The following is a 24,724-nucleotide window of genomic DNA, read 5'->3' as shown; positions in this document are numbered from 1 at the left end:
CGGGCGGCCCGCCGCACGCGCGGCGGCCTCGTCCGCGCAGGTCCGACCGGCCGGCCCGGAGGGCGGCCGCACCACGGGGGAGGGCGCATGACCGGCACCGAGCACCACGCCGTCGTCGTCGGCGGCGGCCTCGCCGGGGTCACCACCGCCCTCGAACTCGCCGACGCCGGGCTCCGCGTCACCCTGCTCGAAGGCCGCCCCCGACTCGGCGGGCTCGCCTTCTCCTTCAAGCGCGGCGACCTCAACGTCGACAACGGCCAGCACGTCTACCTGCGGTGCTGCACCGCCTACCGGTGGTTCCTCGACCGCGTCGAAGGCGCCGCCCTCGCCCCGCTGCAGGACCGGCTCGACGTACCCGTCCTCGACGTGGCCCACCCCGGCGGCCCGCGCCTGGGACGGCTGCGCCGCAGCGCCCTGCCCGTGCCCCTGCACCTGGCCGGATCGCTGGCCCGCTACCCGCACCTGTCCCTCGCCGAGCGGGCGGGCGTCGGCCGCGCCGCCCTCGCGCTGCGCCGCCTCGACCCGACCGACCCGGCCCTGGACGGCCTGGACTTCGCCACCTGGCTCGGCCGCTACGGGCAGAGCCCGCGCGCCATCGAGGCCCTGTGGGACCTCGTCGGCATCGCCACCCTCAACGCCACCGCCGACCAGTCCTCGCTGGGCCTGGCCGCCATGGTCTTCAAGACCGGCCTGCTCTCCGAGAACGGCGCCGCCGACATCGGCTGGGCCCACGTCCCGCTGGGCGACCTGCACGACGGTCTCGCCCGCAAGGCCCTCGACGCGGCCGGCGTCCGCACCGAGCTGCGCACCCGGGTCACCGGCATCTCCCGTACCGCCGACGGGAACTGGCGGGTCGACACCGAGGACGAATCCCTCGACGCCGGCACCGTCGTCCTCGCCGTCCCGCAGCGCGAGGCGCACGGACTGCTGCCGGCCGGCGCCCTCGCCGACCCCGACAAGCTCCTCGACATCGCCAACGCGCCCATCCTCAACGTCCACGTCGTCTACGAGCGCAAGGTGCTCAAGCAGCCCTTCTTCGCCGCACTCGGCTCCCCGGTGCAGTGGGTCTTCGACCGCACCGACTCCTCCGGACTCCCCGACGGCGGCCAGTACCTGGCCCTCTCCCAGTCCGCGGCCCAGGACGACATCGACGAGCCCGTCTCGGTCCTGCGCGCCAAGTACCTGCCCGAGCTGGAGCGGCTGCTCCCGGCCGCGCGGGGCGCCAAGGTACGGGACTTCTTCGTCACCCGGGAGCGGACGGCCACCTTCGCCCCCACCCCCGGGATCGGCCGGCTGCGCCCCGGGACGCGCACCGACACGCCGGGGCTTTACCTGGCCGGTGCGTGGACTGCCACCGGTTGGCCCGCGACCATGGAGGGCGCCGTCCGGAGCGGAATGAGCGCGGCGCACGCCGCACTCGCCGCGCTCGGCCGCCACCGCGACCACCCTCTGCAGGAGGCGGCATGACGAGCACCACGAGCACGACGAGCACCACCAGCAACACCGGCACAGCAGGTACAGGAACAAGAGGAGAGCCAGTGAACCCGGGGAATCCGGCCGTCGAGAACACGGATGCCAGTGTGGGCACGGCCGGGAGGGGCGTGGAGAAGGCGGACACGATCGCCCTCCTGGAGCGCGGCCGCACACTGTCGACCCCCGTGCTCCGCGCCGCCGTGGACCGGCTCGCCGCGCCCATGGACACCGTCGCCGCCTACCACTTCGGCTGGATCGACGCCGCGGGCAACCGGGCGGACGGCGACGGCGGCAAGGCCGTGCGCCCCGCCCTCGCGCTGCTCTCCGCCGAGGCCGCGGGCGCCGCGGCCGAAGTCGGCATCCCGGGCGCCGTCGCCGTCGAGCTCGTGCACAACTTCTCGCTGCTGCACGACGACCTGATGGACGGCGACGAGCAGCGCCGCCACCGCGACACGGTGTGGAAGGTGCACGGACCCGCCCTCGCGATCCTCGTCGGCGACGCCCTCTTCGCCCTCGCCAACGAGGTGCTGCTGGAGCTCGGCACCGTCGAGGCCGGCCGGGCGACCCGCCGCCTGACCACAGCCAGCCGCAAGCTCATCGACGGCCAGGCGCAGGACATCTCCTACGAGCACCGCGAGCGCGTCAGCGTCGAGGAATGCCTGGAGATGGAGGGCAACAAGACCGGCGCCCTGCTCGCCTGCGCGGTCTCCATCGGCGCGGTGCTCGGCGGCGCCGACGACCGTACGGCCGACAAGCTGGAGGAGTACGGCTACCACCTGGGCCTCGCCTTCCAGGCCGTCGACGACCTGCTCGGCATCTGGGGCGACCCGGAGGCCACCGGCAAGCAGACCTGGAGCGACCTGCGCCAGCGCAAGAAGTCCCTGCCGGTGGTCGCCGCCCTCGCGGCCGGCGGCCCGGCCTCCGAGCAGCTCGCCGAACTGCTCGCCGCGGACGCCAAGGCCAGCGACTTCGAGAACTTCTCGGAGGAGGAGTTCGCGGCCCGCGCGGCGCTCATCGAGGAGGCCGGCGGCCGCCAGTGGACCGCCGACGAGGCACGCCGCCAGCACGCCATCGCGATCCGCGCCCTCGACGACGTCGACATGCCGCAGCGCGTGCGCGAGCAGCTCGTGGACCTCGCCGACTTCGTCGTCGTGCGCAAGAGGTGATCGCCACCCGACAGCGGATATGAATCGCGAGTCGCCGGCCGGCGCCGCCACCTGAGCGTGGCGCGCACCGGCCGACGGCAGACCCCAGCACAGCAGAGGACACTGTTCTAAGGGGAAGCCATGACAGCGACGACCGACGGCAGCGCCGAGGGCGCTGCTGCTGGCAGCGAATCGACCCCGGGCCTCCCGGCGGCCCCCGGCGTGGGGCACGCCCGCGGCCCGGCCGCCGAAGCGGGGCCTCCGGCCCCGCCCCACGCGGCCCGGCCCGGCCCGCGCGCCGAGTACGGCGACGCGTCCGGCGCCGCCGGCCCGCGCGCCGACTACGGCCCGCCGGGTCCGCCCGGAGCGGACGGCGGCCGGATGCGCGTGGGCACGGCCGGAGACCGGCCGGGCACGACCCGGGCACAGGGCGCCGCGCCGCCCGGCTTCGGCCCGGAGGCCGGTCCACCGGACGGGCCCGGAGGCCGCGTGCGCGTGAGGGTGCTCGCGGACGCCCCCGCCGGCCCGGGACCGGAGCGGGCGGGCACGGCCCGGACCGCCGCGGACCTGCCCGAGCCGCCCGACGGTGTCCCGCCGGGGGTGTACGAGGCCGCCGCGCGCGCCACCCGGAACCTGCTGGACCGCCAGGACCCCGAGGGCTGGTGGAAGGGCGACCTGGAGACCAACGTCACCATGGACGCCGAGGACCTGCTGCTGCGGCAGTTCCTCGGCATCCGCGACGAGGCCACCACCCAGGCCGCCGCCCTCTTCATCCGCGGCGAGCAGCGGGAGGACGGCACCTGGGCCACCTTCCACGACGGCCCGCCCGAACTGTCCGCCACCATCGAGGCCTACGTCGCGCTGCGCCTCGCCGGAGACGCCCCGGACGCCCCGCACATGGCCCGCGCCTCGGCCTGGATCCGCGCCCACGGCGGGATCGCCGCCGCCCGCGTCTTCACCCGGATCTGGCTGGCCCTCTTCGGCTGGTGGAACTGGGACCACCTGCCCGAACTCCCGCCCGAGCTGGTGTTCCTGCCGTCCTGGGTCCCCCTGAACATCTACGACTTCGGCTGCTGGGCCCGCCAGACCATCGTCCCGCTCACCGTGGTCTCCGCGCTGCGCCCCGTCCGCCCGGCCCCCTTCGCCCTCGACGAGCTGCACGCCGACGCGCGGACGCCGAACCCCGCCAGGCGCCCCGCCCCGCTGACCAGTTGGGAGGGGGCCTTCCAGCGGATGGACAAGGCCCTGCACGTCTACCGGCGGTTCGCCCCGCGCCGGCTGCGCAAGGCCGCGATGACCACCGCCGGCCGCTGGATCGTCGAGCGGCAGGAGAACGACGGCTGCTGGGGCGGGATCCAGCCGCCCGCCGTGTACTCCGTCATCGCCCTGCACCTGCTCGGCTACGACCTCGGGCACCCGGTGATGCGCGCCGGACTGGAGTCCCTCGACCGCTTCGCGGTGTGGCGCGAGGACGGCGCCCGGATGATCGAGGCCTGCCAGTCCCCCGTCTGGGACACCTGCCTGGCCGCGATCGCCCTCGCCGACGCGGGCCTGCACCCCGGCCACCCGGCGCTGGTCCAGGCCGCCGACTGGATGCTCGGCGAGGAGATCACCCGTACCGGGGACTGGGCCGTGCGGCGGCCGGGGCTGGCCCCCGGCGGCTGGGCGTTCGAGTTCCACAACGACACCTACCCCGACATCGACGACACCGCCGAGGTCGTCCTCGCACTGCGCCGCATCCAGCACCCGGACCCGGCCCGCGTCGAGGGGGCCATCGCCCGCGGGGTGTCCTGGAACCTCGGCATGCAGTCGAAGGACGGCGGCTGGGGCGCCTTCGACGCCGACAACACCAGCCCCTTCCCCAACCGGCTGCCGTTCTGCGACTTCGGCGAGGTCATCGACCCGCCCTCGGCCGACGTCACCGCCCACGTCGTGGAGATGCTCGCCTTCGAGGGCCGCTCCGGCGACGCCCGGACCCGGCGCGGCATCGCCTGGCTGCTCGCCGAACAGGAGACGAACGGCGCCTGGTTCGGCCGCTGGGGCACCAACTTCGTCTACGGCACCGGTTCGGTGGTCCCGGCGCTCATCGCGGCCGGCATCTCCCCGGGGCATCCCGCCGTACGCAGGGCCGTGCGCTGGCTGGAGACCGTACAGAACGAGGACGGCGGGTGGGGCGAGGACCAGCGCTCCTACAAGGACCTGTCCTGGGCCGGGAAGGGGGCCTCCACCGCCTCGCAGACCGCGTGGGCGCTGATGGCCCTGCTGTCGGCCGGCGAGCGGGACGGCAAGGCCGTCGAACGGGGCATCGGCCACCTGGTGCAGACGCAGCGGGAGGACGGCTCCTGGGACGAGCCGCACTTCACCGGCACCGGCTTCCCGTGGGACTTCTCCATCAACTACCACCTGTACCGGCAGGTGTTCCCGCTCACCGCCCTCGGCCGCTACCTGTACGGGGAACCGTTCGCCCCCGGCGGAGCCGTCTGATGTCCGCCGCACCACAGCGGAACAGCGGGGACCGGGCCGGCAACCCCGACCCGCTGCTGGTCGCCTGCGCGCTGCGCATCGAGCAGGCGGCGCTGCGCAGCGCCGGGCCCGGAGCGGCGGCCCGCGGCCCCGCCGGGAGCTACTCCCTGCTGCGCACCGGGATGGGCCCGCGCGCGGCCGAGCGGGCCGTCGCCCGGGCACTGGACCGGCCCGGGATGGACCGGGCCGCCGTCCTCGCAACCGGGTTCTGCGCCGGGCTGGTCCCCGGCATGCACCCCGGCGACCTGGTGGTCGCCGAGGAGACCCGGGGCCCGCAGGGGGCCGTCACCTGCACCGGCACCGCCCTGCTCGCCGAGGCACTGGCCCGGGCCGCACCGGGCCGGACCGTGCACACCGGCGCACTGACCGGATCCGACCACGTCGTCCGCGGCCAGGAGCGCGCGCAGCTGCGCGCCACCGGCGCCATCGCGGTCGACATGGAATCCGCGGCCACCCTCTGGACCGCCACCCGTGGCGGGTCCTGCCCGGAAGGCGGCCGCCCGGTTGCGGCCGTCCGGGTGATCGTGGACGCTCCGGAGCATGAGCTCGTCCGCATTGGCACGGTTCGCGGGGGAATATCGGCCTTCCGCGTTCTGCGTGCCGTACTGCCCGCGTTTTACGAATGGCACCGTTCTTTGCTGCTCCCCAGGAGGTGAGCCAGATGGCCATGCCGCTGCGCCAGTCCATCAGGGTCGGGACCTATCTTCTCGAACAGAAGCTCCGCAAGCGTGAGAAGTTCCCGCTGATCGTCGAGCTGGAACCGCTCTACGCCTGCAACCTGGCCTGTGAGGGGTGCGGGAAGATCCAGCATCCGGCCGGGGTGCTCAAGCAGCGCATGCCGGTCGCCCAGGCGGTCGGCGCCGTGCTGGAATCCGGCGCGCCCATGGTGTCCATCGCGGGTGGCGAGCCCTTGATGCACCCGCAGATCCACGAGATCGTCCGGCAGTTGGTGGCGAGGCGGAAGTACGTCTTCCTCTGCACCAACGCGATGCTCCTGCGCAAGAAGATCGAGAAGTTCACCCCTTCCCCCTATTTCGCCTTCGCCGTGCACATCGACGGCCTGCGCGAGCGCCACGACGAGTCCGTGGCCAAGGAAGGCGTCTTCGACGAGGCGGTCGCGGCCATCAAGGAGGCGAAGAAGCGCGGGTTCCGGGTGACCACCAACTCCACCTTCTTCAACACGGACACCCCGCAGACGATCATCGAGGTGCTCAACTACCTCAATGACGACCTCCAGGTCGACGAGATGATGATCTCCCCGGCCTACGCCTACGAAAAGGCCCCCGACCAGGAACACTTCCTCGGCGTCGAACAGACGAGGGAACTGTTCAGGAAGGCCTTCGCGGGCGGCAACCGGCGGCGCTGGCGGCTCAATCACTCACCGCTCTTCCTGGACTTCCTGGAAGGGAAAGCCGATTTCCCCTGCACGGCCTGGGCCATTCCCAATTACTCCCTCTTCGGCTGGCAGCGCCCCTGCTATCTGATGAGCGACGGCTACGTGCCGACGTACCGGGAGCTGATCAACGACACCGACTGGAGCAAGTACGGCCGCGGGAAGGACCCGCGCTGCGCGAACTGCATGGCGCACTGCGGCTACGAGCCCACCGCCGTCCTCGCCACCATGGGCTCCCTCAAGGAATCCCTGCGGGCGGCCCGGGAGACGATCGGCGGCAACCGGGACGCGTCGGCATGACCCCGGCGGAGGAAGGAGCGGGCGCCCGGGGCAAGGGCTTCGACCTCGGCGCCCTGCTGGCCGCGCGCGGCGGGGAGCGGTACGAGCTGCACGCCCGCCACCTCAACCACCAACTGCCCCGGATGCTCCACACCATCGGCTTCGACAAGGTCTACGAGCGGGCCGAGGGCGCCCATTTCTGGGACGCCGAGGGCAATGACTACCTCGACATGCTGGCCGGCTTCGGGGTCATGGGCCTGGGCCGCCACCACCCGGTGGTCCGCCGGGCCCTGCACGACGTACTGGACGCGCAGCTCGCCGACCTCACCCGCTTCGACTGCCCGCCGCTGCCCGGGCTGCTGGCCGAGAAGCTGCTCTCGTACAGCCCGCACCTGGACCGGGTCTTCTTCGGCAACAGCGGCACCGAGGCGGTGGAGACGGCCCTGAAGTTCGCCCGGTTCGCCACCGGGCGGCCCAGGATCCTCTACTGCGACCACGCCTTCCACGGGCTGACCACCGGCTCCCTGTCGGTGAACGGGGAGGGCGGGTTCCGCGACGGCTTCGCCCCCCTCCTCCCCGATACGAAGATCGCCCTGGGGGACCTGGGCGCCCTGGAGCGGGAGCTCCGCAAGGGCGACGTCGCCGCCTTCGTCGTCGAGCCGATCCAGGGCAAGGGCGTCCTGGAAGCCCCGCCCGGGTTCCTGCTCGCCGCGCAGGAACTGCTGCACCGGCACAAGGCGCTGCTGATCGCGGACGAGGTGCAGACCGGCCTCGGACGGACCGGTGACTTCTACGCCTACCAGCACGAGCCGGGCGTGGAACCGGACCTGGTGTGCGTGGCCAAGGCGCTGTCGGGCGGCTACGTGCCGGTCGGCGCCACCCTGGGCAAGGACTGGATCTTCAAGAAGGTCTACTCGTCCATGGACCGGGTGCTCGTGCACTCCGCGAGCTTCGGGTCCAACGCGCAGGCGATGGCGGCCGGGCTGGCGGTGCTGTCGGTCATGGAGGACGAGGAGCTCGTCGCGCACGCCCGGGCGACGGGGGACCTGCTGCGCGGGCGGCTCGCGGCCATGGTCGACGAGTACGAGCTGCTGCACGAGGTGCGCGGGCGCGGGCTGATGATCGGCATCGAGTTCGGCCGGCCGTCCTCGCTGGGGCTGCGCAGCCGGTGGACGATGCTGCAGGCGGCCCGCAAGGGGCTCTTCGCGCAGATGGTCGTGGTGCCGCTGCTCCAGAAGCACCGGATCCTCACCCAGGTCTCCGGCGACCACCTGGAGGTCATCAAGCTCATTCCGCCGCTGGTCGTGGACGAGCGGGACGTCGACCGGTTCGTCGGCGCCTTCCGCGCGGTCATGGACGAGGCGCACGGCGGGTCCGGGCTGATGTGGGACTTCGGCAGGACGCTGGTGAAGCAGGCCGTCGCCCAGCGCTGACGGCCCGCTCCGGGCGCGCTATTCGAGCAGCCGGTCACGCAGCCGGCCGAGGGTCTCGGGCTTCAGCCCGAGGCCCTCCGCCAGGTAGGGGTCCACCCCGCCCCAGGTCTCGTCGATGGTCTCGAAGGCGGCGACCAGGTACTCGGCGCGGGCGTCGAAGAGCGGCGCCAGCAGCTCCATCACCTCGGGGGAGCGGGCCTCGTCGGACGCGCTGCTGCGGCGCACCCGGTAGCGGCGGTGCGGGGCGTTCGACTCCAGGTAGTCCGCCACGATCGCCTCGCGCTCGACGCCCAGCGCGAGCAGGGTGACGGCGATCGACAGGCCGGCCCGGTCCTTGCCGGCCGCGCAGTGCAGGAGGGCGGGGACGCTGTCCTCGGCGAGCGCGTGCACGACCCGGCTGTGCTCGGCGGTGCGCTGCTCGATGATCCGGCGGTACGAGTTGGTCATCCGGGCGGCGGCCTTGCCGTCGCCCAGGATCGTGCGCAGCTGGTCGAGGTCGCCCTCGCGCACCAGCCGCCAGAACTCCCGGCCGTCGGCCGGATCCGAGAGGGGGATGTTCACGTTCCGTACGCCTGCCAGTTCCACGTCCGGCCCCTCCAGCGCGTGGTCGGCGCCGTTGCGGAAGTCGAAGATGGTGTGGAGGCCGAGCGAGGCGAGGAACTCTGCATCGGTTTCGGTGGCATGTGCGAGATGTCCGCTTCGGAACAGTCGTCCCGCGCTGACCCTTCGACCATCAGAAGTCGGCAATCCGCCTACATCGCGGAAATTGCGCACTCCGGTCAGGTCCGGCTCCTGTATCTGCTGGGTCACGGGAACTCCTCCGCTTCATGGTGGGATTTCTGTCCGAATTGAGCTGTTTGGCGCCAACTTGCCATATCCGGAGGCGAGATCGGGCACGTCCCCGTGAGCCAGATCATACGGTGACCGTGAGTGCCTGATCGCGAATGCCGAATGGCCCCGTCGGAGCGGTTGTTGACGGCTGTTAATGGACGCAGGGTGACCGGAATTCCGCCGGTTCCTCATTCCTGTGATTCCGTCAGGAAATTCGTGGCTTGTTCCCCGCCGTCGCAAGGGTTTACCTTCGCGATCGATCCGGGTGGATCGCCGAATCCTGCCGCCGCCCGGAAACCGCACCCGACTATTCGCGCGGCAGGAGCGGGGGAACCAGGTAAGCCGCTGTCCCGGAGATCTTTTCGGAGATCTTTTCGCCGGGACGGCTCGGGGTGAAGACGTACATGTCCCGTACATGTACGGCCGGACATCTCCAGTCCGAACCCGACAGCTCACCTCGCAGGCGCCGGAGAGGAAATTCGCCATGCCTGCAAAGGGTAAGCACCGCCGTCCCAAGTCCCTTTCGATATCGCGCGGTTTCGCCGTCGCAGGCACCGGTGGCGCGGCCCTCGCGCTGCCGCTGATGGGCGCCGCGGGCGCCCACGCGGCCGGCGCCCCGGCCGCGGCGACCGCGGTGGCCCCCGCTGTGGCCCCGCAGGTCCCCGCCGCGCTGCAGGCCGCGCCCGCCGCCGCCGTGCAGGGCGCCCCGAGCGTCTACACGGTCGTGCCGGGCGACTACCTCTCCAAGATCGCCGCCGAGCGCCACCTCTCCGGCGGCTGGGAGCAGCTGTACGCCGACAACCGCGAGGCGGTCGGCGCCAACCCGTCGCTGATCCACCCCGGCCTGAAGCTGCACCTCGGCGGTCCGGCCGAGGCGGACCCGGTGGACGCCGCCCCCGCCCCCGAGGCCGCCCCCGAGGCCGAGGCGGCTCCGGAGTCCGCCCCCGAGGCGGCCCCGAAGCCGGCCCCGAAGCCGGCCGCGAAGGCCGCCCCCGCGCAGCAGGACTCCGAGGCCGGGGCGCCCGCCGCGCAGAAGTCCGCCTCCGGCTTCGTCTCCCCGCTCGGCAACACCGGCGTCTCCACCCAGTACAAGGTCGCGGGCAGCATGTGGTCCTCCGGCTACCACACCGGCGTGGACTTCATCGCGAGCTCCGGCACCACCGTCAGGGCCGTCGGCGCGGGCACCGTGGTCTCCGCCGCCTGGGGCGGCTCGTACGGCAACGAGGTCGTCATCCGGCACGCGGACGGCAAGTACTCCCAGTACGCCCACCTCTCCCAGCTGTCCGTCTCCTCCGGCCAGAGCGTCACCGCCGGCCAGACTCTCGGCCTCTCCGGCTCCACGGGCAACTCCACCGGCCCGCACCTCCACTTCGAGATCCGTACGGGCCCCTCGTACGGCTCCGACATCGACCCGCTGGCCTACCTCCGCTCGAAGGGCGTGAGCATCTGACGGCACCCGCCGTCGGCGCGGGAACACGTGTGAGGCCGGGACCCGAGGGGGGTCCCGGCCTCACGTGTACTTATTCCTTATCCCCCACGTGGTACAGATCACGGTCCGTCAACCCCTCATTACGTTGGCGTAGGTTGGTTACGGGAGTGAAGGATGGTGTCCCGTGGCAGCGACGACGACGAAACTCAAGACCATCGGCTCGTACGCGGCGATCGGGGACAGCTTCACCGAAGGCGTGGGGGACCCGGGACCCGGGGATTCGCATCTCGGCTGGGCGGACCGGCTCGCCGTACTCCTGGCCGATCAGCGCGACGAGCACGACTTCCGCTATGCGAATCTGGCGGTGCGCGGAAAGCTCCTCGACCAGATCGTGGCCGACCAGCTTCCCAGGGCCAAGGCCCTCGCGCCCGACCTGGTCAGCTTCTGCGCGGGCGGCAACGACATCATCCGGCCCGGCAGCGACCCGGACGACGTGGCGGAGCGGTTCGAGGCGGCCGTGGCAGACCTCGCCGGCGCGGTCGGCCAGGTCATGATCACGACCGGCTTCGACACCCGGGGCGTGCCGGTCCTCAAGCACCTCCGGGGCAAGGTGGCGACGTACAGCGCGCACGTGCGCGCCATCGCCGACCGCTACGACTGCCCGGTCCTCGACCTGTGGTCGCTGAAGTCCGTACAGGACCGGCGGGCGTGGGACACGGACCGGCTGCACCTCTCACCCGAGGGGCACACGCGGGTCGCGCTGCGCGCGGCGCAGGTGCTCGGGCTGGACGTGCCGACCGACCCCGACCAGCCGTGGCCGCCGCAGCGGCCGCGCGGCTCGGTGGACGTGACCCGCGACAACATCCAGTGGGCGCGCGACCACCTCGTGCCGTGGATCGGCCGGCGGCTGCGCGGCGAGTCCTCCGGGGACCACGTGGAGGCGAAGCGGCCCGACCTGCTGCCGCTGTAGCCGTACGGATACGGGCGGGGACGGGGGCGGCAAGCGGAATCCTTCGGGGCCGGTGTGCGTTGGGATGGTCGTAGAGAGACGACCACCCCTTACTCCATCCTCCCTGGAGGCGCTTTGACCGGCTCCCGTCCCCTGCGTCCCCGGCTGCGCGCCCTGCGGCCCGAAGCCTTCGGCGCGGACCCGTCCGGTGCCCGGCTGGAGCGCATCCGCCGATCGCCGAACTTCGCCGACGGCGTCTTCCAGAACCCGGTCGGTGCCCGGAACAGGCCCTCGGGCTCGATGGCGGAGTTCGCCAAGATCTACTTCCACCGCGAGCAGCGGGTGCGGCGCAGTCCCGCCGCGCCCATTCCCGTGTACCCGACCACCCTCGCGGAGCTGGCGAAACCGCCGGCGAGCGGTCTGCGGCTGACCTGGATGGGCCACTCCAGCGTGCTCGCGGAGATCGACGGCCGTCGCGTGCTGTTCGACCCGGTGTGGGGCGAGCGCTGTTCCCCCTTCCCCTTCGCCGGCCCGAAGCGGCTCCACCCCGTGCCCGTCCCGCTGGCCTCGCTGGGCGACGTCGACGTCGTGGTCATCTCGCACGACCACTACGACCACCTCGACCTGCCCACCATCAAGGCCCTGGCCGGTACGGACACGGTCTTCGCCGTCCCGCTCGGCGTCGGCGCGCACCTGGAGCGCTGGGGCGTACCGGCCGACCGGCTGCGCGAGCTGGACTGGAACGAGAGCACCAAGATCGCCGGGCTCTCCCTGACGGCCACCCCCGCCCGGCACTTCTGCGGTCGCGGCCTGCGCAACCAGCAGCACACCCTGTGGGCCTCCTGGGTCGTCGCGGGCGACGAGCACCGGATCTACCACAGCGGGGACACCGGCTACTTCCCCGGCTTCGAGGAGATCGGCGCCGCGCACGGGCCCTTCGACGCCACGATGATCCAGATCGGGGCGTATTCGGAGTACTGGCCCGACATCCACATGACCCCCGAGGAGGGCATGCGCGCCCACCTCGACCTCCAGGGCGGCGCCCCGCACGGCACGATGCTGCCGATCCACTGGGGCACCTTCAACCTGGCCCTGCACCCGTGGGACGAGCCGGGCGAGGGCACGCTGGCCGCCGCCGAGGGGGCCGGAGCGGCCATCGCGCTGCCGATCCCGGGCCAGCCGTTCGAGCCGGGCGCCGACGGGGCTCCGGCGCAGCCCTGGTGGCGGCCGTTCGTCGCGGGCGGCGCGGCCACCGCCCCGGCCGCGGCACCGGGCCCGGTCACCGCGCGGGAGCGGCCGCAGGCCGTGACCCGCGAGGAATCCGAGGCCGTCGGGTCCTGACGTACCGCCGCCGCCCGTCCTCGCCTCGCCTCCTCGCCCCCTCGGCGCAGGCGGCCGGGCGGCCGGGCGGCGCATTCGGGCGGTTGTACGAGCGCTCCACCTGGAGCGGGAAGCACCCCCTCGAAGTTCCCCAACTGGCGTTCTCGGGCGGGACGACGGGGTCTAGCGTGGGTATCCGGTGATCAACACCGGGCCCCGGAACGCTGGGGGCCGGGCCCCACGTACCGAACGTACCGAGGACGCCGATGTCCGGACTCCGCGCCGCCCGCCACGCCCCGTCGAGACACGCCGTCACCGGTCCCGCCCGGCAGATACGTCCCCAGCTGGTGCGCGCCGCCGTCCTGCCCACGCTCGCCGCCGGACTCAGCGGCGCCGCCGCGGTGATCTTCACCCTCCAGCTCGGCGGAGGCGCCGGCGAGCGCGACGCCCGGCTGTGGCCGGTGCTCACGGGCTGCGCCCTGCTCGTGGTCGGGGCCCTCGCGGCAGCCCTGCTCGGGGCCCAGCGCGGGGCCAAGGCCGTACGGGACCGGTGCGAGGCGCTGCGCCGCTCCAGCGTGCGCGGCCGCCAGGAGCTGCGTACCGCCGCCGACCTGCTGGAACGGGGCGAGACCCCGCCCCGCCCGGTGCGGGGCGGACCGACCGGCCCGCTCGTCGGGGGAGACCCGGCCGGCGTGGACGAGTTCTGGCTGCTCGCCCAGGAGCTGCGCGGCGCCCGGGAACAGGCGCACGCGACCCTCGTACGGCTGGCCGGACCGGCCACCCCGTCCGACAGCGAGCGCAAGGTCGAGGTCTTCGTCAACCTCGCGCGTCGCCTGCAATCCCTCGTGCACCGGGAGATCGCGCTCCTCGACGACCTGGAGGACACGGTCGAGGACCCGGACCTGCTCAAGGAGCTCTTCCACGTCGACCACCTCGCCACCCGGATCCGCCGGCACGCCGAGAACCTCGCCGTGCTGGGCGGGGCCGCCTCCCGCCGCCAGTGGACCCGGCCGATCGACCTGAGCGAGGTGCTCCGCTCGTCGGTCGCGGAGGTCGAGCAGTACACGCGGGTCAAGGTCGTGCCCCCGGCCGGCGGCAGCGTCCGCGGGCACGCCGTCGCGGACGTGGTGCACCTGCTGGCCGAACTGGTCGAGAACGCCACGGTGTTCTCCGCCCCCGACACCGATGTGGTGCTGCGCGCCGAGCGGGTCACCGCGGGGATCGCGGTCGAGGTGGAGGACCGGGGGCTGGGCATGCCGGTGGAGGAACAGCACCGGATGAACGCCCTGCTCGGGGACCCCGACCAGATCAGCGTCCGGCACCTGCTCGCGGACGGGCGGATCGGCCTGTTCGTCGTCTCGGCGCTGGCCCGCCGGCACGGGATCGCCGTCGAGCTCAAGTCGAACATCTACGGCGGCGTGCTGGCCGTGCTGGTGCTGCCGCAGGAGCTGCTGGGCGCGGAGGCGCCGAGCGCGGCCGACGCGGCGGGTGGCTCCCGGCCCACCTCGTGGGTCCCGGGCGAGCCCCCGTCGGCCCCCCACCTGGAACCGGTCCCCGCACCGCTGCCCTGGCACCCGACCCCGGCTCCGGGGGTTCCCGCACCGCGGTCGGGCCCACCGACCCCCGCCACCCCGTCGGTCCCGACCCCGCGCGCCGCCGAACCCGACGCGGCGGCCGAGGCCGAGGCCTGGGCGGGGCCCGCGCGGCTTCCCGCTCCGAAGGCCGAACCGTGGAACGAGCCCCCGGCCGCGCTCGTGCCTGCCGACGGAACGACCCCGGGCGCTGTGGACTCGGCTCCCGCCGAGCCGTGGGCGAGCTCCCCGGCCCCCACCCTGCCGGGGCCGGAAGCCGAGCCCTGGCCCGGATCTCCCTCGGCGTGGGCGACGGCCGTGCCCGCGCCGCCGGCCGCGCCGGCGGGGGAACCGGCTTCGGAGGCGGGCGAGGGCGGGGCCGGGTTGCTGCCCCAGCAGCGGGTCGGCGAGCCCGAGGAGGGGGAGGACCGGCCCGCCTTGCCCCGGCGGCGGGCCCAGGAGCACCTGGCGCCGCAGCTGCGCGAGGCACCCGTACCGCGGCCGCCCGCGGACGCCGAACCGCCGCTGCACGATCCGGGCCTGATGGCCGCCTTCCAACGGGGCTTCGGCCTCGCCCAAACGGAGAACCAGCCATGAGCCTGACCCCGACCCCGACCCCGACGACTCACCTCAGCAAGGAGCACACCCCCATGGGCGGCGAAGTGGCGACGAAGACCGGCACCCGGCTCTCGGACCTCGACTGGCTGCTCAGCGGCCTCGTGCAGCGCGTGCCGTACACGCGCAGCGCCGTACTCCTCACCGCCGACGGACTCGTCACCTGCGTGCACGGCCTGGACGCCGACAGCGCCGACCACCTGGCGGCCCTCGCCTCCGGGCTGTACTCGCTGGGCCGCAGCGCCGGCTCCCGGTTCGGCGCCGGCTCGGAGGTACGGCAGGTCGTCGTCGAGCTCGACACCGCGCTCGTCTTCGTCTCCGCGGCCGGATCCGGGACCTGTCTGGCCGTCCTCGCCGACCGCGAGGCCGACGCCGGGGTGCTCGGCTACGAGATGGCGATGCTGGTCAAGAGCGTGCGTCCGTACCTGGCGGCCCCGCCCCGGCGGCCCACCGCCGACCCGGGGCGATGAGGGTCCGCGCCACGGGGGCGTACGCGAAGGGGCGGGACACACCGTGGCTCGACGACTCGGCGGGCCGGGTGATGCGCCCGTACACCGCCAGCGGCGGGCGGACCCGGCCCGGCGTCGCGCTCGACCTGCTCTCGCTGGTGACCGCGACCGGCGTACGCCCGCGCATCCCGCTCGGGGCCGAGCACACCCTCGTGCTACGCCTTTGCGCCGGCGCGGCCGCGGTCACCGTCGCCGAGGTGGCCGGGCAGCTGCGGCTGCCGGCCGCGGTGGTGAAGGTGCTGCTGTCCGACCTGATGGAACACGGGGCCGTCATGGCACAGGCGCCGCGGTTCCCCGGCATCGGCGGCGACGGGTTCGCCGCCACCGACCAGTCACTCCTGAGGGCGGTACTCGATGGCCTGCGAAAACGCCTGTGAAGTCCCCGCTGCCGCCCCCGCGACCCTGAAGATCCTGGTCGCGGGCGGTTTCGGCGCGGGCAAGACCACCTTCGTGGGCGCGGTCAGCGAGATCGAGCCGCTGAGCACCGAGGAACTGCTCAGCGACCTCGGCTCGGCCGCCGACCCGACGCACGGCGTCGAGGCGAAGACCACCACGACCGTCGCCCTCGACTTCGGCCGGATCACCCTCGACGAGCGCCACGTGCTCTACCTCTTCGGCACGCCGGGCCAGCACCGCTTCTGGTTCCTGTGGGAGGAGCTGTGCGCGGGCGCGCTCGGGGCGGTGGTGCTCGCCGACACGCGCCGCCTCGCGGACTGCTTCCCCGCCGTGGACTTCTTCGAGCGGCGCGGGATCGGCTTCATCGTGGCCGTCAACGAGTTCGACGACGGCCACCGCTACGCGCCCGAGGAGGTCCGCGAAGCGGTGGGGCTCGGGCCCGAGGTGCCCGTCGTACGGTGCGACGCGCGCCTGACCAGTTCGGGGACGGGCGCACTGGCCGCCCTGGTCCGCCACCTCCTCTGCATGTCCACAACCACAACCACAGCCACGGCCACGGCCACAGTCAGCTCTTCGTCTTCGGAGTCGGGGGAACCGCCATGACGTACTACGAATCGACCGGACACCTGCTGCTCACACCGGTGGACCGGGAGGCACCTGCGCGCGTCGTCCGGCTGCGCGAGCTGGGTCTGGGGGAGCGGACGGACGCCGAACTGGACGCCTTCGCGCGGCGCGTCGCCGACGTGCTCGAAGCCCCGCACTCCGGGGTCAACTTCATCGGCGAGGAACGGCAGTTCTTCGCCGGGCTGCACCACGCGGCCGAGTCCCCGGCCGGCGGGTACCCGGCGCGGGTCCTGGCCCGCGACCACGGCTACTGCCCGTACGTGGTGGTCCGGCGGCGGGCACTGGTACTGGAGGACGTACGGGACTTCGCGCGCTTCGCGGGCAACGCGGTCGTGGACGAGAGCGGGGTGCGCTCGTACGTGGGCGCGCCCCTCACGGACCGGCGCGGGATCGTCCTCGGCACGGTGTGCGCGGTGGACGTGGTGCCGCGGCGGTGGGGGACGGCCGGGCTCGCCACCGTCAAGGCGCTGGCCGCGGAGCTGGTGGCGCTGCTGCACGCACGCGAGGACCGGACGCAGGCCCGTGCGGCGGACCGGAGGGGGTGAGCGCGATTGTCGGTGGCGGGGGCTACGGTCGTCGGACGAGGGTTCACCGGTGGCTGGAGAGGAGTCTCGGGGATGGCCACGACCGCGCAGGACGTCCGCCTGATCGCACTGTCGCTCCCGGACAGCAGCGAGAAGCTCGCCTGGGGCATGCCGACCTTCCGGGTGGGCGGGAAGATCTTCGTCGCCCTGGCCGACGACGACACCTCGATCGGGGTGAAGTGTCCCAAGGAGGACCGGGCCGAGCTGATCGCGGCGGAGCCGGAGAAGTTCTTCGTGCGCCCGGGACACGACGACAACTACGCCTGGATCCGGGTCCGCCTGAAGGCCCTGGCGGACGCGACCGAGCTGCGCTCCATCCTGACCGACTCCTGGCTCCAGGCAGCCCCGAAACGGCTGATCGCGGCCCATCCGGAGCTCACCGGCACGGCGGACTGAGAACCGGCCCGCCGCCCGGCGCGGTACCCGTGGAACCGGTAGCGGAAAAGGTGCGCGCGACCACCCGCTGAAATGCGGTATCGTTCTCATGCGCGTTCGGCCAGGGGAAACCCCAGGTCAGCGGGTATCGGGACGTGGCGCAGCTTGGTAGCGCACTTGACTGGGGGTCAAGGGGTCGCAGGTTCAAATCCTGTCGTCCCGACTGTGCGGAAACGCAGGTCGGAGGCCGTTCTCTCATCCACGAGAGGGCGGCCTTTCGTGTGTCCGCCTGGCTGGCGGTGGCACGAGGCGCCGGCCGGCCTTCGGCGTCCGGTGACACCGTGCCCGACCTCTTCCGGGGCGGGCACGGTGTCCTCGTTTTCCCGCCTAGTGCGGCCGCACCAGCACCGGCTGCCGGGGCTGGGTGCCCGGGGTGGGGGCGGCCGTGGTGGCGGGCAGTTTGGTCAGGTTGGCGCTGATCATCGCTGCCGCGCGGCCCACGGCCTCGCCGAGCGGGGCTATCTGTTTGCCGTCCAGGGCGGTGGCCGCGACGGCTGCCACCACCTGGCCCGACGTGGAGAACACCGGCGCCGCCACGCACGACAGCGTGCTCACGCACTGTCCGTACTCGAAGGCCAGGCCCCGCTCCTGGGCCCGTCTGACCTCGCGGGTCCACGTCGGCTTCGTCCAGCCCTTGGGCAGCTCGGCCGCCGGGCTGGACGCCGCGAGGATCAGCTCCGCGGCGCTCCCGGGCGGCAGGACGATGCCGGAGCGCAGCGGGAAGACCTCGTCCACCTCGCCGCGCATGCCCCCGACGACGATCGTGTGTCCCGCCTCCGGCACCGACAGGCTGAGGCTCAGCCCGCCGCTCACGGCCGCGAGCTCGCGCAGCGGCCGGGCCGAGGCCGCGCGCAGCAGGCGCGCGGGGTGCCAGGCCTGTCCCAGCCGGAACGTCCGCGGCCCGAGGCGGTAGCGGCCGGCGCGGCTCTGCACCGCGCCGAGTGCGACCAGCTGCCCCAGTAGCCGGTGGGCCGTGGCCTTCGGCAGTTCGGCGTCGGTGGCCAGGCGGGTCAGGCCGACCTCCTCGCCGTGTGCGAGCACCTCCATGAGGGCGAACGCCCCCTCCAGTACACCTCGCCCCTCTGTGCCGGATCTGGCCATGAGAGGTACCCCCCTTTCGCACGGAACCCATCGGTCGGATGGGCCCGTAACTCCCCGTTCGTCCCGGCTCATCAGCAAGAACGGAGTTGCCGCCCTCCACTTCCGCCGGTCCGTTGAACGGACCCGATCATTGCCCGTGTGTTGCGAACGCGCCAGTGTGTTGTTGCCCGGGGACGCAACGTTTCGGTGTCACACAGGCAACCGGATGTTCGTCCCGCAGCAACGAAACAAGGAGGATCCCGATGAGCGCGATCAAGACCAGCGCCAAGCAGTTCAAGTACGTCATGGGTGCCATGACCGCCGTCTTCTTCGGCAACTGCTCTGCCAGCTGACGCTGTTTCGGGGGTGGGGGCGGCATGTCGCCCCCACCCCTTTTTCTTTACGCCTTAGGGAGGCACGAGTGCTGGAAACCGGTGTCCGGCAGGTCCGGGTGGCGATGGCCATGGTGTTCGGCCGGCGGCTGAACGTCCGGGCCGTCGAGCGGCTGGTCGCCGACGCCCTCGCCACGCTGGAGGAGTTCGGCTCGCTCGGCGACGACGTCGACGAACTGGCCGACGGACCGTTCGCCGACCCGGACGAGCGCCGCGACCTGCAGAACCGCGCACTCCAGCGGACCGTCGACAGGCTCGCCAAGCGCTCCCCCTTCTACCGGGAACGGCTCGCCGGCATGGACCTCACCGGGGTGACCACCGAGACGCTCACCCGGCTCCCGGTGACCCGCAAGGCCGACCTGATCGAGCGCCCCGCCGACTTCCTGTGCAGCACCCCCTACCTGGCCACCCAGACGACCGGAACCACCGGCCACCCCGTGCAGATGTGGCTCTCCCGCTACGAGATGGAACTCTGGCCCGCGCTCATCGCCCTGTCCGTGGTGCTGCGCGGCGACATCCGCCCCGGCGACCGGATGCAGATCAACCTCAGCTCCCGGGCAACGGCCGCCGTCCAGGAGGACGTCGAGGTGTGCCGGATGGTCAACGCCTCGTGCCACGTGGTGGGCCAGGTCCCGCCCGAGGAGTCCGTCGAGCACCTGCTCGGCCGCAACGGCACCCGGCCCACCCTGCTCACCGGCAACCCCAGCTACCTGGCGCGGATGCTCACCGCCGCACGCCAACGCGGTTACGGACCGGACGACTTCGGCCTGCGGGCGATCTACGCAGGCGGGGAGATCGTGTCCCCGGCCTTCGCCGAGGCCCTGCGCGAGACCTTCGGGGCCGAGACCATCGGCGACAACTTCGGCATGACCGAACTGCTGCCCGTCGGCGGTCGCACCTGCAGCCGGCGCCACCTCCACATCGACCCCAACATGGGGTACACCGAGGTGCTCGACCCGGAGACGGGCGAGCCCGCCGGACCCGGACAGCTCGGCGAGCTGACCGTGACCCCGTACTACCCCTACCGGGAGTGCATGCCGGTCCTGCGGTACAACACCGGCGACGTCGTCCGCACCCTCGTCGGCGAACCGGACTGCGAACTCGCGGCCGTGCCCGCCGTCTCCCAGATCCTCGGCAAGGCGGGCACGCTGCTGCGCACCGCCGACGCCGTCGTGACGCCGCGCGAGATCGTGGAGGCCCTGGACGGCAGCCCCGGAATGCCCTGGCCCCTGCGCTACCGGGCCGAGGTCGCCGACGGCCGGCTCCACGTGGAGGTCGCCTCCCGCGACGCCGGCACGGCCGAGGTGACCGAGCGGCTGCTGGCCCGGGGCATCGACGCGCGCGTCACGGTCCTGCCGCTGGACGACGACGAGGCCGCCCGCCGCTTCCCCCTCCGCTGTGACCTGTTGGAGCACACCTTCACCCGGAGCCACGCATGACGGTCTTCTTCCAGATCGCGGCCACCGCCGTCCTTGCACTCGCGGTCGTCGTCGGCACGATCGCCTACTTCCGCGCCGTACGCGCCGCGAGGCCGCCCGTCGGCGTCTTCAACGGCAGGGACATCTTCATGATGATGGGCTTCGTCCTGGCCCTGCCGTACGTCTACCTCGCCCTCCCCGGCGCCGTCCTCCCGGCCGTGCTCGCCCTCGTCTTCGCGGGCGGACTGTCCGTCGGCTACCAGCCCCTCATCGGCAACGGCCGGCTGCGCTGGGCGCTGATCGCCGTACTGATCGCGAGCGTGCTCGTCACCCACCTGGCGTTCGGCGAGACCGCGGCGCCCTACTGGGTGGCGAACAGCTGCGTCGTCGGACTGGTCGTGGTCTCCGCCACCAACCTCAACGTCCAGGGCGGCATGCGCCTGAAGAACGTCGTGTGGTTCCTGCTCGCCCTCGCCGTCTACGACGCCTTCTTCGCCTGGGTCGTACCGCTGACCCAGGAGCTCGCCGCAGCCGTCCAGGGGTATCCGTACGCCCCGGCCGCCGGCCTGCGCCTCGGTGACGACCTCGGCGCCGTCGTCGGCATGGGTGACCTGCTGGCCTACTCCCTCTTCACCACCGCCGCCTACAAGGCGTACGCGAAGCCGGGCCTGCGCACCGGGATCGCCCTGGTGGTGCTCTTCGGGGCCGTGGCGCCCGTCGCCGCCCTGCACCTGATCGCCGCCGCCACCGGCGACGCCCCCGGCCTCATCCCCGCCCAGGTGTTCTTCGGCCCGGCCGCCTTCGTCGGCTACCTCTTCCTGCGCCGGCTCGGCCCCGAGCGGCGCATGGTCGACGTCCCGTTCCGCGGGAACCGCCGGACGGCCGTGCGGCAGGCCCCGGTGCGCACCGCCGAAGCCCACCCCGTCGGCTGAACCGGCCCCCACGACCGCCCGGGCCCCGCGGGAGCACGACCTCGCGCGGAGCCCGGGCAACCACACCGGACGGCCGCCCGCCCGGGCGGCCGTTAGCCTGGGATTACGGTACGCACGCACGCACGATCGGAGCAGTGCGGTGGATCCTGGGACGGGCCGGCCGTGAGACCGGCGGACGCCGTCACCCCCGGCGGCGCCGACTGGCTGCTGGCCTCCGGCGAACGGGGCAATCCGGCGACGCGCCTGGACCGGCGCCGCCCGGACGGCGCGGCCTGGTCGCGGGGCAACCACGTACGGCCCCTGGTCCACGGGGCCACGTACTTCGCGGAGCTGCTGGCGGACATCCGCGCGCTGCGCGCGGGCGACCTGCTGCTGTTCACCGACTGGCGCGGCGATCCCGACGAGCGCCTCGACGGGCCCGGCACCGAGATCGGCACGGTCCTGGGCCGGGCGGCCGAGCGCGGGGTCGTCGTCAAGGGACTGCTCTGGCGCTCCCACCTGGACAGCCTGCAGTTCAGCGAGGCGGAGAACCGCCACCTCGGCGAGGAGATCGAGGAGGCCGGCGGCGAGTGCCTGCTCGACATGAGGGTGCGGCCCGGCGGCTCCCACCACCAGAAAATGGTGGTGCTGCGCCACCCCGGCCGGCCCGCTCTGGACGTCGCCTACGTCGGCGGCATCGACCTCTGCCACAACCGCAACGACGACGCCGCGCACCGCGGCGACCGCCAGTCGGTGCCGCTGGCCCCCGCCTACGGGCCGCACCCGCCGTGGCACGACATCCAGCTCGCCCTGCGCGGGCCGGCCGTCGGCGACGTCGAGGCGGTCTTCCGCGAGCGCTGGGAGGATCCGGCACCGCTCAGCCGCAGCCCGCTCACCCGCCTGCGGGCACTGGCACACCGCGAGGACACCAGCGCGGACCGGTTGCCCCCGCAGACCGCCGATCCGGCGCCCTGCGGCACGCACACCGTCCAGGTGCTGCGGACCTACCCGAACCGGCTGCTGAGCGGCTACCCCTTCGCCCCCGACGGCGAGCGCAGCATCGCCCGCGCCTACGACAAGGCGCTCCGGCGGGCCCGGGCGCTGATCTACCTGGAGGACCAGTACCTGTGGTCCCCGCGCGTGGCGGCCTTCTTCGCCCGGGCGCTGCGCCGGCATCCGGGGCTGCGGCTGATCGGCGTCATTCCCACGGTCCCGGAGCAGGACGGTCGTCTCACCGGGCCGATGAACCTGATCGGGCGGATCGACGCCCTGGCGGAACTGCGCCGCGCCGGCGGCGGCCGCGTCGCGCTGTACGGCCTGGAGAACCATGCCGGGACCCCGGTCTACGTGCACGGCAAGGTGTGCGTGATCGACGACGTGTGGGCCTCCGTCGGCTCCGACAACATCAACCTCCGCTCGTGGACGCACGACTCCGAACTCGGCTGCGCCGTGTACGACGAGACCCCGGACCCGCGGCCGCCGCGCGACCCGGCCGGCCTCGGCGACGGCGCGCGCGCCTTCGCCCGCGGACTGCGCCTGGAGCTCATGCGCGAGCACCTGGACGCGCCGGCCCCGTCGGACGCGCTGTGCGATCCGGTGGCCGCCTTCGAAGCCTTCGCGGCTGCGGCCGCCGCGCTGGACGCCTGGCACGCCGGCGGCCGCCGCGGTCCCCGGCCGCCCGGCCGGCTGCGCCGCTACGTCCCGCCGGACCTCGGCGCCGCGCAGCGGCTGCTCGCGGCTCCGCTGAACCGCCTCCTGGTCGACCCGGACGGCCGCCCGATGGGGATGCGGCGGCGCAACACCTTCTGAGGCCAAACCACCTCAACCAGGGACACCTTTACGCCACATAACGCACGTTCCCGGCCCCGGTGGGTGCCGCCGGAGGGGCCGGAGCGGCGTCGGGTTAGCATATGAGCACCGCCTAGCTCGAAAGATAATCCTGTGACTGTCAATGAGGACTCGTTCACCAGCTGGAAGAACCGCGAGGAGATCGCGGAGTCGATGATCCCGATCATCGGGAAGCTGCACCGGGAGCGGGACGTCACGGTCCTGGTCCACAGCCGCTCCCTGGTGAACAAGTCGGTGGTCAGCATTCTCAAGACCCACCGGTTCGCCCGCCAGATCGCCGGTGAGGAGCTCTCGGTCACCGAGACGCTGCCGTTCCTGCAGGCGCTCACCACCCTCGACCTCGGCCCGTCGCAGATCGACATCGCCCTGCTCGCCGAGGCGTACAAGAGCGACGACCGCGGCCTGTCGGTGGAGGAGTTCACCGCCTCGGCCGTCGTCGGTGCCACCGGTGAGAACAAGATCGAGCGCGGCGACGGCCGCGACGTCGTCCTCTATGGCTTCGGCCGCATCGGCCGCCTCGTCGCCCGCCTGCTCATCGAGAAGGCCGGCTCCGGCAACGGTCTGCGCCTGCGTGCCATCGTCGTCCGCGGCGGCGGCGAGCAGGACCTGGTCAAGCGCGCCTCCCTGCTGCGCCGCGACTCCATCCACGGCCAGTTCCAGGGCACCATCACCGTGGACGAGGCGACGAGCACGATCATCGCCAACGGCAACAGCATCAAGGTGATCTACGCCAACGACCCCTCCGAGGTCGACTACACGGCGTACGGCATCAAGGACGCCATCCTCATCGACAACACGGGCAAGTGGCGGGACCGCGAGGGCCTGTCGAACCACCTGCGCCCCGGCATCGACAAGGTCGTCCTGACCGCCCCGGGCAAGGGCGACGTCCCGAACATCGTCCACGGCGTCAACCACGACACCATCAAGCCGGACGAGCAGATCCTGTCCTGCGCCTCCTGCACCACCAACGCGATCGTCCCGCCGCTGAAGGCCATGGACGACGAGTACGGTGTCCTGCGCGGTCACGTGGAGACCGTCCACTCGTTCACGAACGACCAGAACCTGCTGGACAACTACCACAAGGCCGACCGCCGCGGCCGTTCGGCGCCGCTGAACATGGTGATCACCGAGACCGGTGCCGCCTCCGCCGTCGCCAAGGCGCTGCCGCACCTCAAGGCGCCGATCAGCGGCAGCTCGATCCGCGTCCCCGTCCCGGACGTCTCGATCGCCATCCTCAGCCTGCGCCTGGGCCGCGAGACCACCCGCGAGGAAGTCCTCGACTACCTCCGCGACGTCTCCCTGCACTCGCCGCTCAAGCGCCAGATCGACTTCACCACGGCCCCCGACGCGGTCTCCATGGACTTCGTAGGCTCGCGCCACGCGTCGATCGTGGACGCCGGTGCCACCAAGGTCGACGGCGACAACGCCATCCTCTACCTCTGGTACGACAACGAGTTCGGCTACTCCTGCCAGGTCATCCGCGTGGTCCAGCACGTGTCCGGCGTGGAGTACCCGACCTACCCGGTCCCGGCGGTCTGATCCCGGCACACCGCTCCACCCGCTACA

The 24,724-nt window shown here is 72.9% G+C and carries 21 protein-coding genes, 1 tRNA gene and 1 riboswitch; of the genes, 20 read left to right on the top strand and 2 right to left on the bottom strand.

What is annotated here, in order from left to right; genetic code table 11:
- Nucleotides 1–87: 87 nt before the first annotated feature.
- From hpnE to ACFYZ4_RS05905, 6 genes are all read left to right on the top strand, one after another.
- Nucleotides 88–1,467 carry a hydroxysqualene dehydroxylase HpnE gene (gene hpnE / locus ACFYZ4_RS05930; RefSeq protein ID WP_390783173.1) on the top strand — a complete coding sequence of 460 codons (1,380 nt, stop codon included), beginning with the start codon at nucleotides 88–90 and terminating at the stop codon, nucleotides 1,465–1,467.
- The gene (locus ACFYZ4_RS05925; protein WP_351287221.1) at nucleotides 1,464–2,639 is read left to right on the top strand and encodes a polyprenyl synthetase family protein; all 1,176 of its coding nucleotides are present in this window, start codon (nucleotides 1,464–1,466) and stop codon (nucleotides 2,637–2,639) included. The genes hpnE and ACFYZ4_RS05925 overlap by 4 nt, the downstream gene beginning before the upstream one ends.
- Before the next feature lie 120 nt (nucleotides 2,640–2,759).
- Complete coding sequence (gene shc, locus ACFYZ4_RS05920; RefSeq protein ID WP_390783172.1) at nucleotides 2,760–5,102, top strand: squalene--hopene cyclase; 2,343 nt, start codon at nucleotides 2,760–2,762, stop codon at nucleotides 5,100–5,102.
- Nucleotides 5,102–5,797, top strand: a complete 696-nt coding sequence (locus ACFYZ4_RS05915; RefSeq protein ID WP_351287225.1) for a 1-hydroxy-2-methyl-2-butenyl 4-diphosphate reductase — start codon at nucleotides 5,102–5,104, stop codon at nucleotides 5,795–5,797. The genes shc and ACFYZ4_RS05915 overlap by 1 nt, the downstream gene beginning before the upstream one ends.
- Before the next feature lie 5 nt (nucleotides 5,798–5,802).
- Nucleotides 5,803–6,834: an adenosyl-hopene transferase HpnH gene (gene hpnH, locus ACFYZ4_RS05910; RefSeq protein WP_327412467.1), complete on the top strand. Its 1,032-nt coding sequence runs from the start codon at nucleotides 5,803–5,805 to the stop codon at nucleotides 6,832–6,834.
- On the top strand, nucleotides 6,831–8,246 hold the full coding sequence (locus tag ACFYZ4_RS05905) for an aspartate aminotransferase family protein (RefSeq protein WP_390783171.1): 1,416 nt from the start codon (nucleotides 6,831–6,833) through the stop codon (nucleotides 8,244–8,246). Before hpnH ends, ACFYZ4_RS05905 begins: the two co-directional genes overlap by 4 nt.
- A gap of 18 nt (nucleotides 8,247–8,264) precedes the next feature.
- Here ACFYZ4_RS05905 and ACFYZ4_RS05900 read toward each other — a convergent pair whose 3' ends face one another.
- Nucleotides 8,265–9,056, bottom strand: a complete 792-nt coding sequence (locus tag ACFYZ4_RS05900; RefSeq protein ID WP_384344256.1) for a tyrosine-protein phosphatase — start codon at nucleotides 9,054–9,056, stop codon at nucleotides 8,265–8,267.
- A gap of 282 nt (nucleotides 9,057–9,338) precedes the next feature.
- Nucleotides 9,339–9,558, top strand: a riboswitch (cyclic di-AMP (ydaO/yuaA leader).
- A gap of 3 nt (nucleotides 9,559–9,561) precedes the next feature.
- On the opposite strand from ACFYZ4_RS05900, the gene ACFYZ4_RS05895 reads away from it, so the two are divergent.
- The 10 genes from ACFYZ4_RS05895 (at nucleotide 9,562) to ACFYZ4_RS05850 (ending at nucleotide 17,672) form a co-directional block, all read left to right on the top strand.
- The gene (locus tag ACFYZ4_RS05895) at nucleotides 9,562–10,527 is read left to right on the top strand and encodes a LysM peptidoglycan-binding domain-containing M23 family metallopeptidase (protein WP_390783170.1); all 966 of its coding nucleotides are present in this window, start codon (nucleotides 9,562–9,564) and stop codon (nucleotides 10,525–10,527) included.
- Nucleotides 10,528–10,690: 163 nt separating this feature from the next.
- On the top strand, nucleotides 10,691–11,476 hold the full coding sequence (locus tag ACFYZ4_RS05890; RefSeq protein WP_030712829.1) for an SGNH/GDSL hydrolase family protein: 786 nt from the start codon (nucleotides 10,691–10,693) through the stop codon (nucleotides 11,474–11,476).
- 114 nt (nucleotides 11,477–11,590) lie between these two features.
- Complete coding sequence (locus ACFYZ4_RS05885) at nucleotides 11,591–12,796, top strand: MBL fold metallo-hydrolase (RefSeq protein ID WP_351287233.1); 1,206 nt, start codon at nucleotides 11,591–11,593, stop codon at nucleotides 12,794–12,796.
- Nucleotides 12,797–13,041: 245 nt separating this feature from the next.
- Nucleotides 13,042–14,943, top strand: a complete 1,902-nt coding sequence (locus ACFYZ4_RS05880; RefSeq protein ID WP_390783169.1) for an ATP-binding protein — start codon at nucleotides 13,042–13,044, stop codon at nucleotides 14,941–14,943.
- Between the two features lie 53 nt (nucleotides 14,944–14,996).
- Entirely contained in the window at nucleotides 14,997–15,431 is a 435-nt protein-coding gene (locus ACFYZ4_RS05875; protein WP_351287346.1) for a roadblock/LC7 domain-containing protein, read from the top strand.
- A complete protein-coding gene (locus ACFYZ4_RS05870) occupies nucleotides 15,428–15,847 on the top strand; it encodes a DUF742 domain-containing protein (RefSeq protein ID WP_051837095.1) in 420 nt (139 codons plus the stop codon). The genes ACFYZ4_RS05875 and ACFYZ4_RS05870 overlap by 4 nt, the downstream gene beginning before the upstream one ends.
- Entirely contained in the window at nucleotides 15,825–16,469 is a 645-nt protein-coding gene (locus ACFYZ4_RS05865) for an ATP/GTP-binding protein (RefSeq protein ID WP_351287237.1), read from the top strand. Before ACFYZ4_RS05870 ends, ACFYZ4_RS05865 begins: the two co-directional genes overlap by 23 nt.
- Entirely contained in the window at nucleotides 16,466–17,035 is a 570-nt protein-coding gene (locus tag ACFYZ4_RS05860; RefSeq protein WP_351287238.1) for a GAF domain-containing protein, read from the top strand. Before ACFYZ4_RS05865 ends, ACFYZ4_RS05860 begins: the two co-directional genes overlap by 4 nt.
- Before the next feature lie 72 nt (nucleotides 17,036–17,107).
- Nucleotides 17,108–17,470 (top strand): MmcQ/YjbR family DNA-binding protein, encoded by a 363-nt coding sequence (locus ACFYZ4_RS05855; protein WP_351287240.1) that lies wholly within the window; start codon nucleotides 17,108–17,110, stop codon nucleotides 17,468–17,470.
- Between the two features lie 128 nt (nucleotides 17,471–17,598).
- A tRNA-Pro gene (locus ACFYZ4_RS05850) sits at nucleotides 17,599–17,672 on the top strand.
- 164 nt (nucleotides 17,673–17,836) lie between these two features.
- Here ACFYZ4_RS05850 and ACFYZ4_RS05845 read toward each other — a convergent pair.
- Nucleotides 17,837–18,610, bottom strand: a complete 774-nt coding sequence (locus tag ACFYZ4_RS05845; RefSeq protein WP_390783168.1) for an IclR family transcriptional regulator — start codon at nucleotides 18,608–18,610, stop codon at nucleotides 17,837–17,839.
- Between the two features lie 400 nt (nucleotides 18,611–19,010).
- On the opposite strand from ACFYZ4_RS05845, the gene ACFYZ4_RS05840 reads away from it, so the two are divergent.
- The 4 genes from ACFYZ4_RS05840 (at nucleotide 19,011) to ACFYZ4_RS05825 (ending at nucleotide 24,697) form a co-directional block, all read left to right on the top strand.
- Nucleotides 19,011–20,420: a phenylacetate--CoA ligase family protein gene (locus ACFYZ4_RS05840; protein WP_390783167.1), complete on the top strand. Its 1,410-nt coding sequence runs from the start codon at nucleotides 19,011–19,013 to the stop codon at nucleotides 20,418–20,420.
- On the top strand, nucleotides 20,417–21,331 hold the full coding sequence (locus ACFYZ4_RS05835; RefSeq protein ID WP_390783166.1) for a hypothetical protein: 915 nt from the start codon (nucleotides 20,417–20,419) through the stop codon (nucleotides 21,329–21,331). Before ACFYZ4_RS05840 ends, ACFYZ4_RS05835 begins: the two co-directional genes overlap by 4 nt.
- Nucleotides 21,332–21,493: 162 nt before the next feature.
- Nucleotides 21,494–23,119, top strand: a complete 1,626-nt coding sequence (locus ACFYZ4_RS05830; protein WP_390783165.1) for a phospholipase D family protein — start codon at nucleotides 21,494–21,496, stop codon at nucleotides 23,117–23,119.
- Between the two features lie 132 nt (nucleotides 23,120–23,251).
- The gene (locus tag ACFYZ4_RS05825; protein WP_351287267.1) at nucleotides 23,252–24,697 is read left to right on the top strand and encodes a glyceraldehyde-3-phosphate dehydrogenase; all 1,446 of its coding nucleotides are present in this window, start codon (nucleotides 23,252–23,254) and stop codon (nucleotides 24,695–24,697) included.
- Nucleotides 24,698–24,724 lie beyond the last annotated feature (27 nt).

Source organism: Streptomyces sp. NPDC001513 (genome assembly GCF_042894695.1).
Classification (GTDB): domain Bacteria; phylum Actinomycetota; class Actinomycetes; order Streptomycetales; family Streptomycetaceae; genus Streptomyces.
The sequence above is the reverse complement of the archived record's forward strand: the minus strand, read 5'-3'. Positions and strand labels throughout refer to the sequence as shown.

Bases quoted from the DNA above. Each gene is read 5' to 3' on its own strand.
- hpnE (WP_390783173.1), top strand. From the start codon at position 88: ATGACCGGCACCGAGCACCACGCCGTCGTCGTCGGCGGCGGCCTCGCC.
- ACFYZ4_RS05925 (WP_351287221.1), top strand. From the start codon at position 1,464: ATGACGAGCACCACGAGCACGACGAGCACCACCAGCAACACCGGCACA.
- shc (WP_390783172.1), top strand. From the start codon at position 2,760: ATGACAGCGACGACCGACGGCAGCGCCGAGGGCGCTGCTGCTGGCAGC.
- ACFYZ4_RS05915 (WP_351287225.1), top strand. From the start codon at position 5,102: ATGTCCGCCGCACCACAGCGGAACAGCGGGGACCGGGCCGGCAACCCC.
- hpnH (WP_327412467.1), top strand. From the start codon at position 5,803: ATGGCCATGCCGCTGCGCCAGTCCATCAGGGTCGGGACCTATCTTCTC.
- ACFYZ4_RS05905 (WP_390783171.1), top strand. From the start codon at position 6,831: ATGACCCCGGCGGAGGAAGGAGCGGGCGCCCGGGGCAAGGGCTTCGAC.
- ACFYZ4_RS05895 (WP_390783170.1), top strand. From the start codon at position 9,562: ATGCCTGCAAAGGGTAAGCACCGCCGTCCCAAGTCCCTTTCGATATCG.
- ACFYZ4_RS05880 (WP_390783169.1), top strand. From the start codon at position 13,042: ATGTCCGGACTCCGCGCCGCCCGCCACGCCCCGTCGAGACACGCCGTC.
- ACFYZ4_RS05875 (WP_351287346.1), top strand. From the start codon at position 14,997: ATGGGCGGCGAAGTGGCGACGAAGACCGGCACCCGGCTCTCGGACCTC.
- ACFYZ4_RS05870 (WP_051837095.1), top strand. From the start codon at position 15,428: ATGAGGGTCCGCGCCACGGGGGCGTACGCGAAGGGGCGGGACACACCG.
- ACFYZ4_RS05865 (WP_351287237.1), top strand. From the start codon at position 15,825: ATGGCCTGCGAAAACGCCTGTGAAGTCCCCGCTGCCGCCCCCGCGACC.
- ACFYZ4_RS05860 (WP_351287238.1), top strand. From the start codon at position 16,466: ATGACGTACTACGAATCGACCGGACACCTGCTGCTCACACCGGTGGAC.
- ACFYZ4_RS05855 (WP_351287240.1), top strand. From the start codon at position 17,108: ATGGCCACGACCGCGCAGGACGTCCGCCTGATCGCACTGTCGCTCCCG.
- ACFYZ4_RS05845 (WP_390783168.1), bottom strand. From the start codon at position 18,610: ATGGCCAGATCCGGCACAGAGGGGCGAGGTGTACTGGAGGGGGCGTTC.
- ACFYZ4_RS05835 (WP_390783166.1), top strand. From the start codon at position 20,417: ATGACGGTCTTCTTCCAGATCGCGGCCACCGCCGTCCTTGCACTCGCG.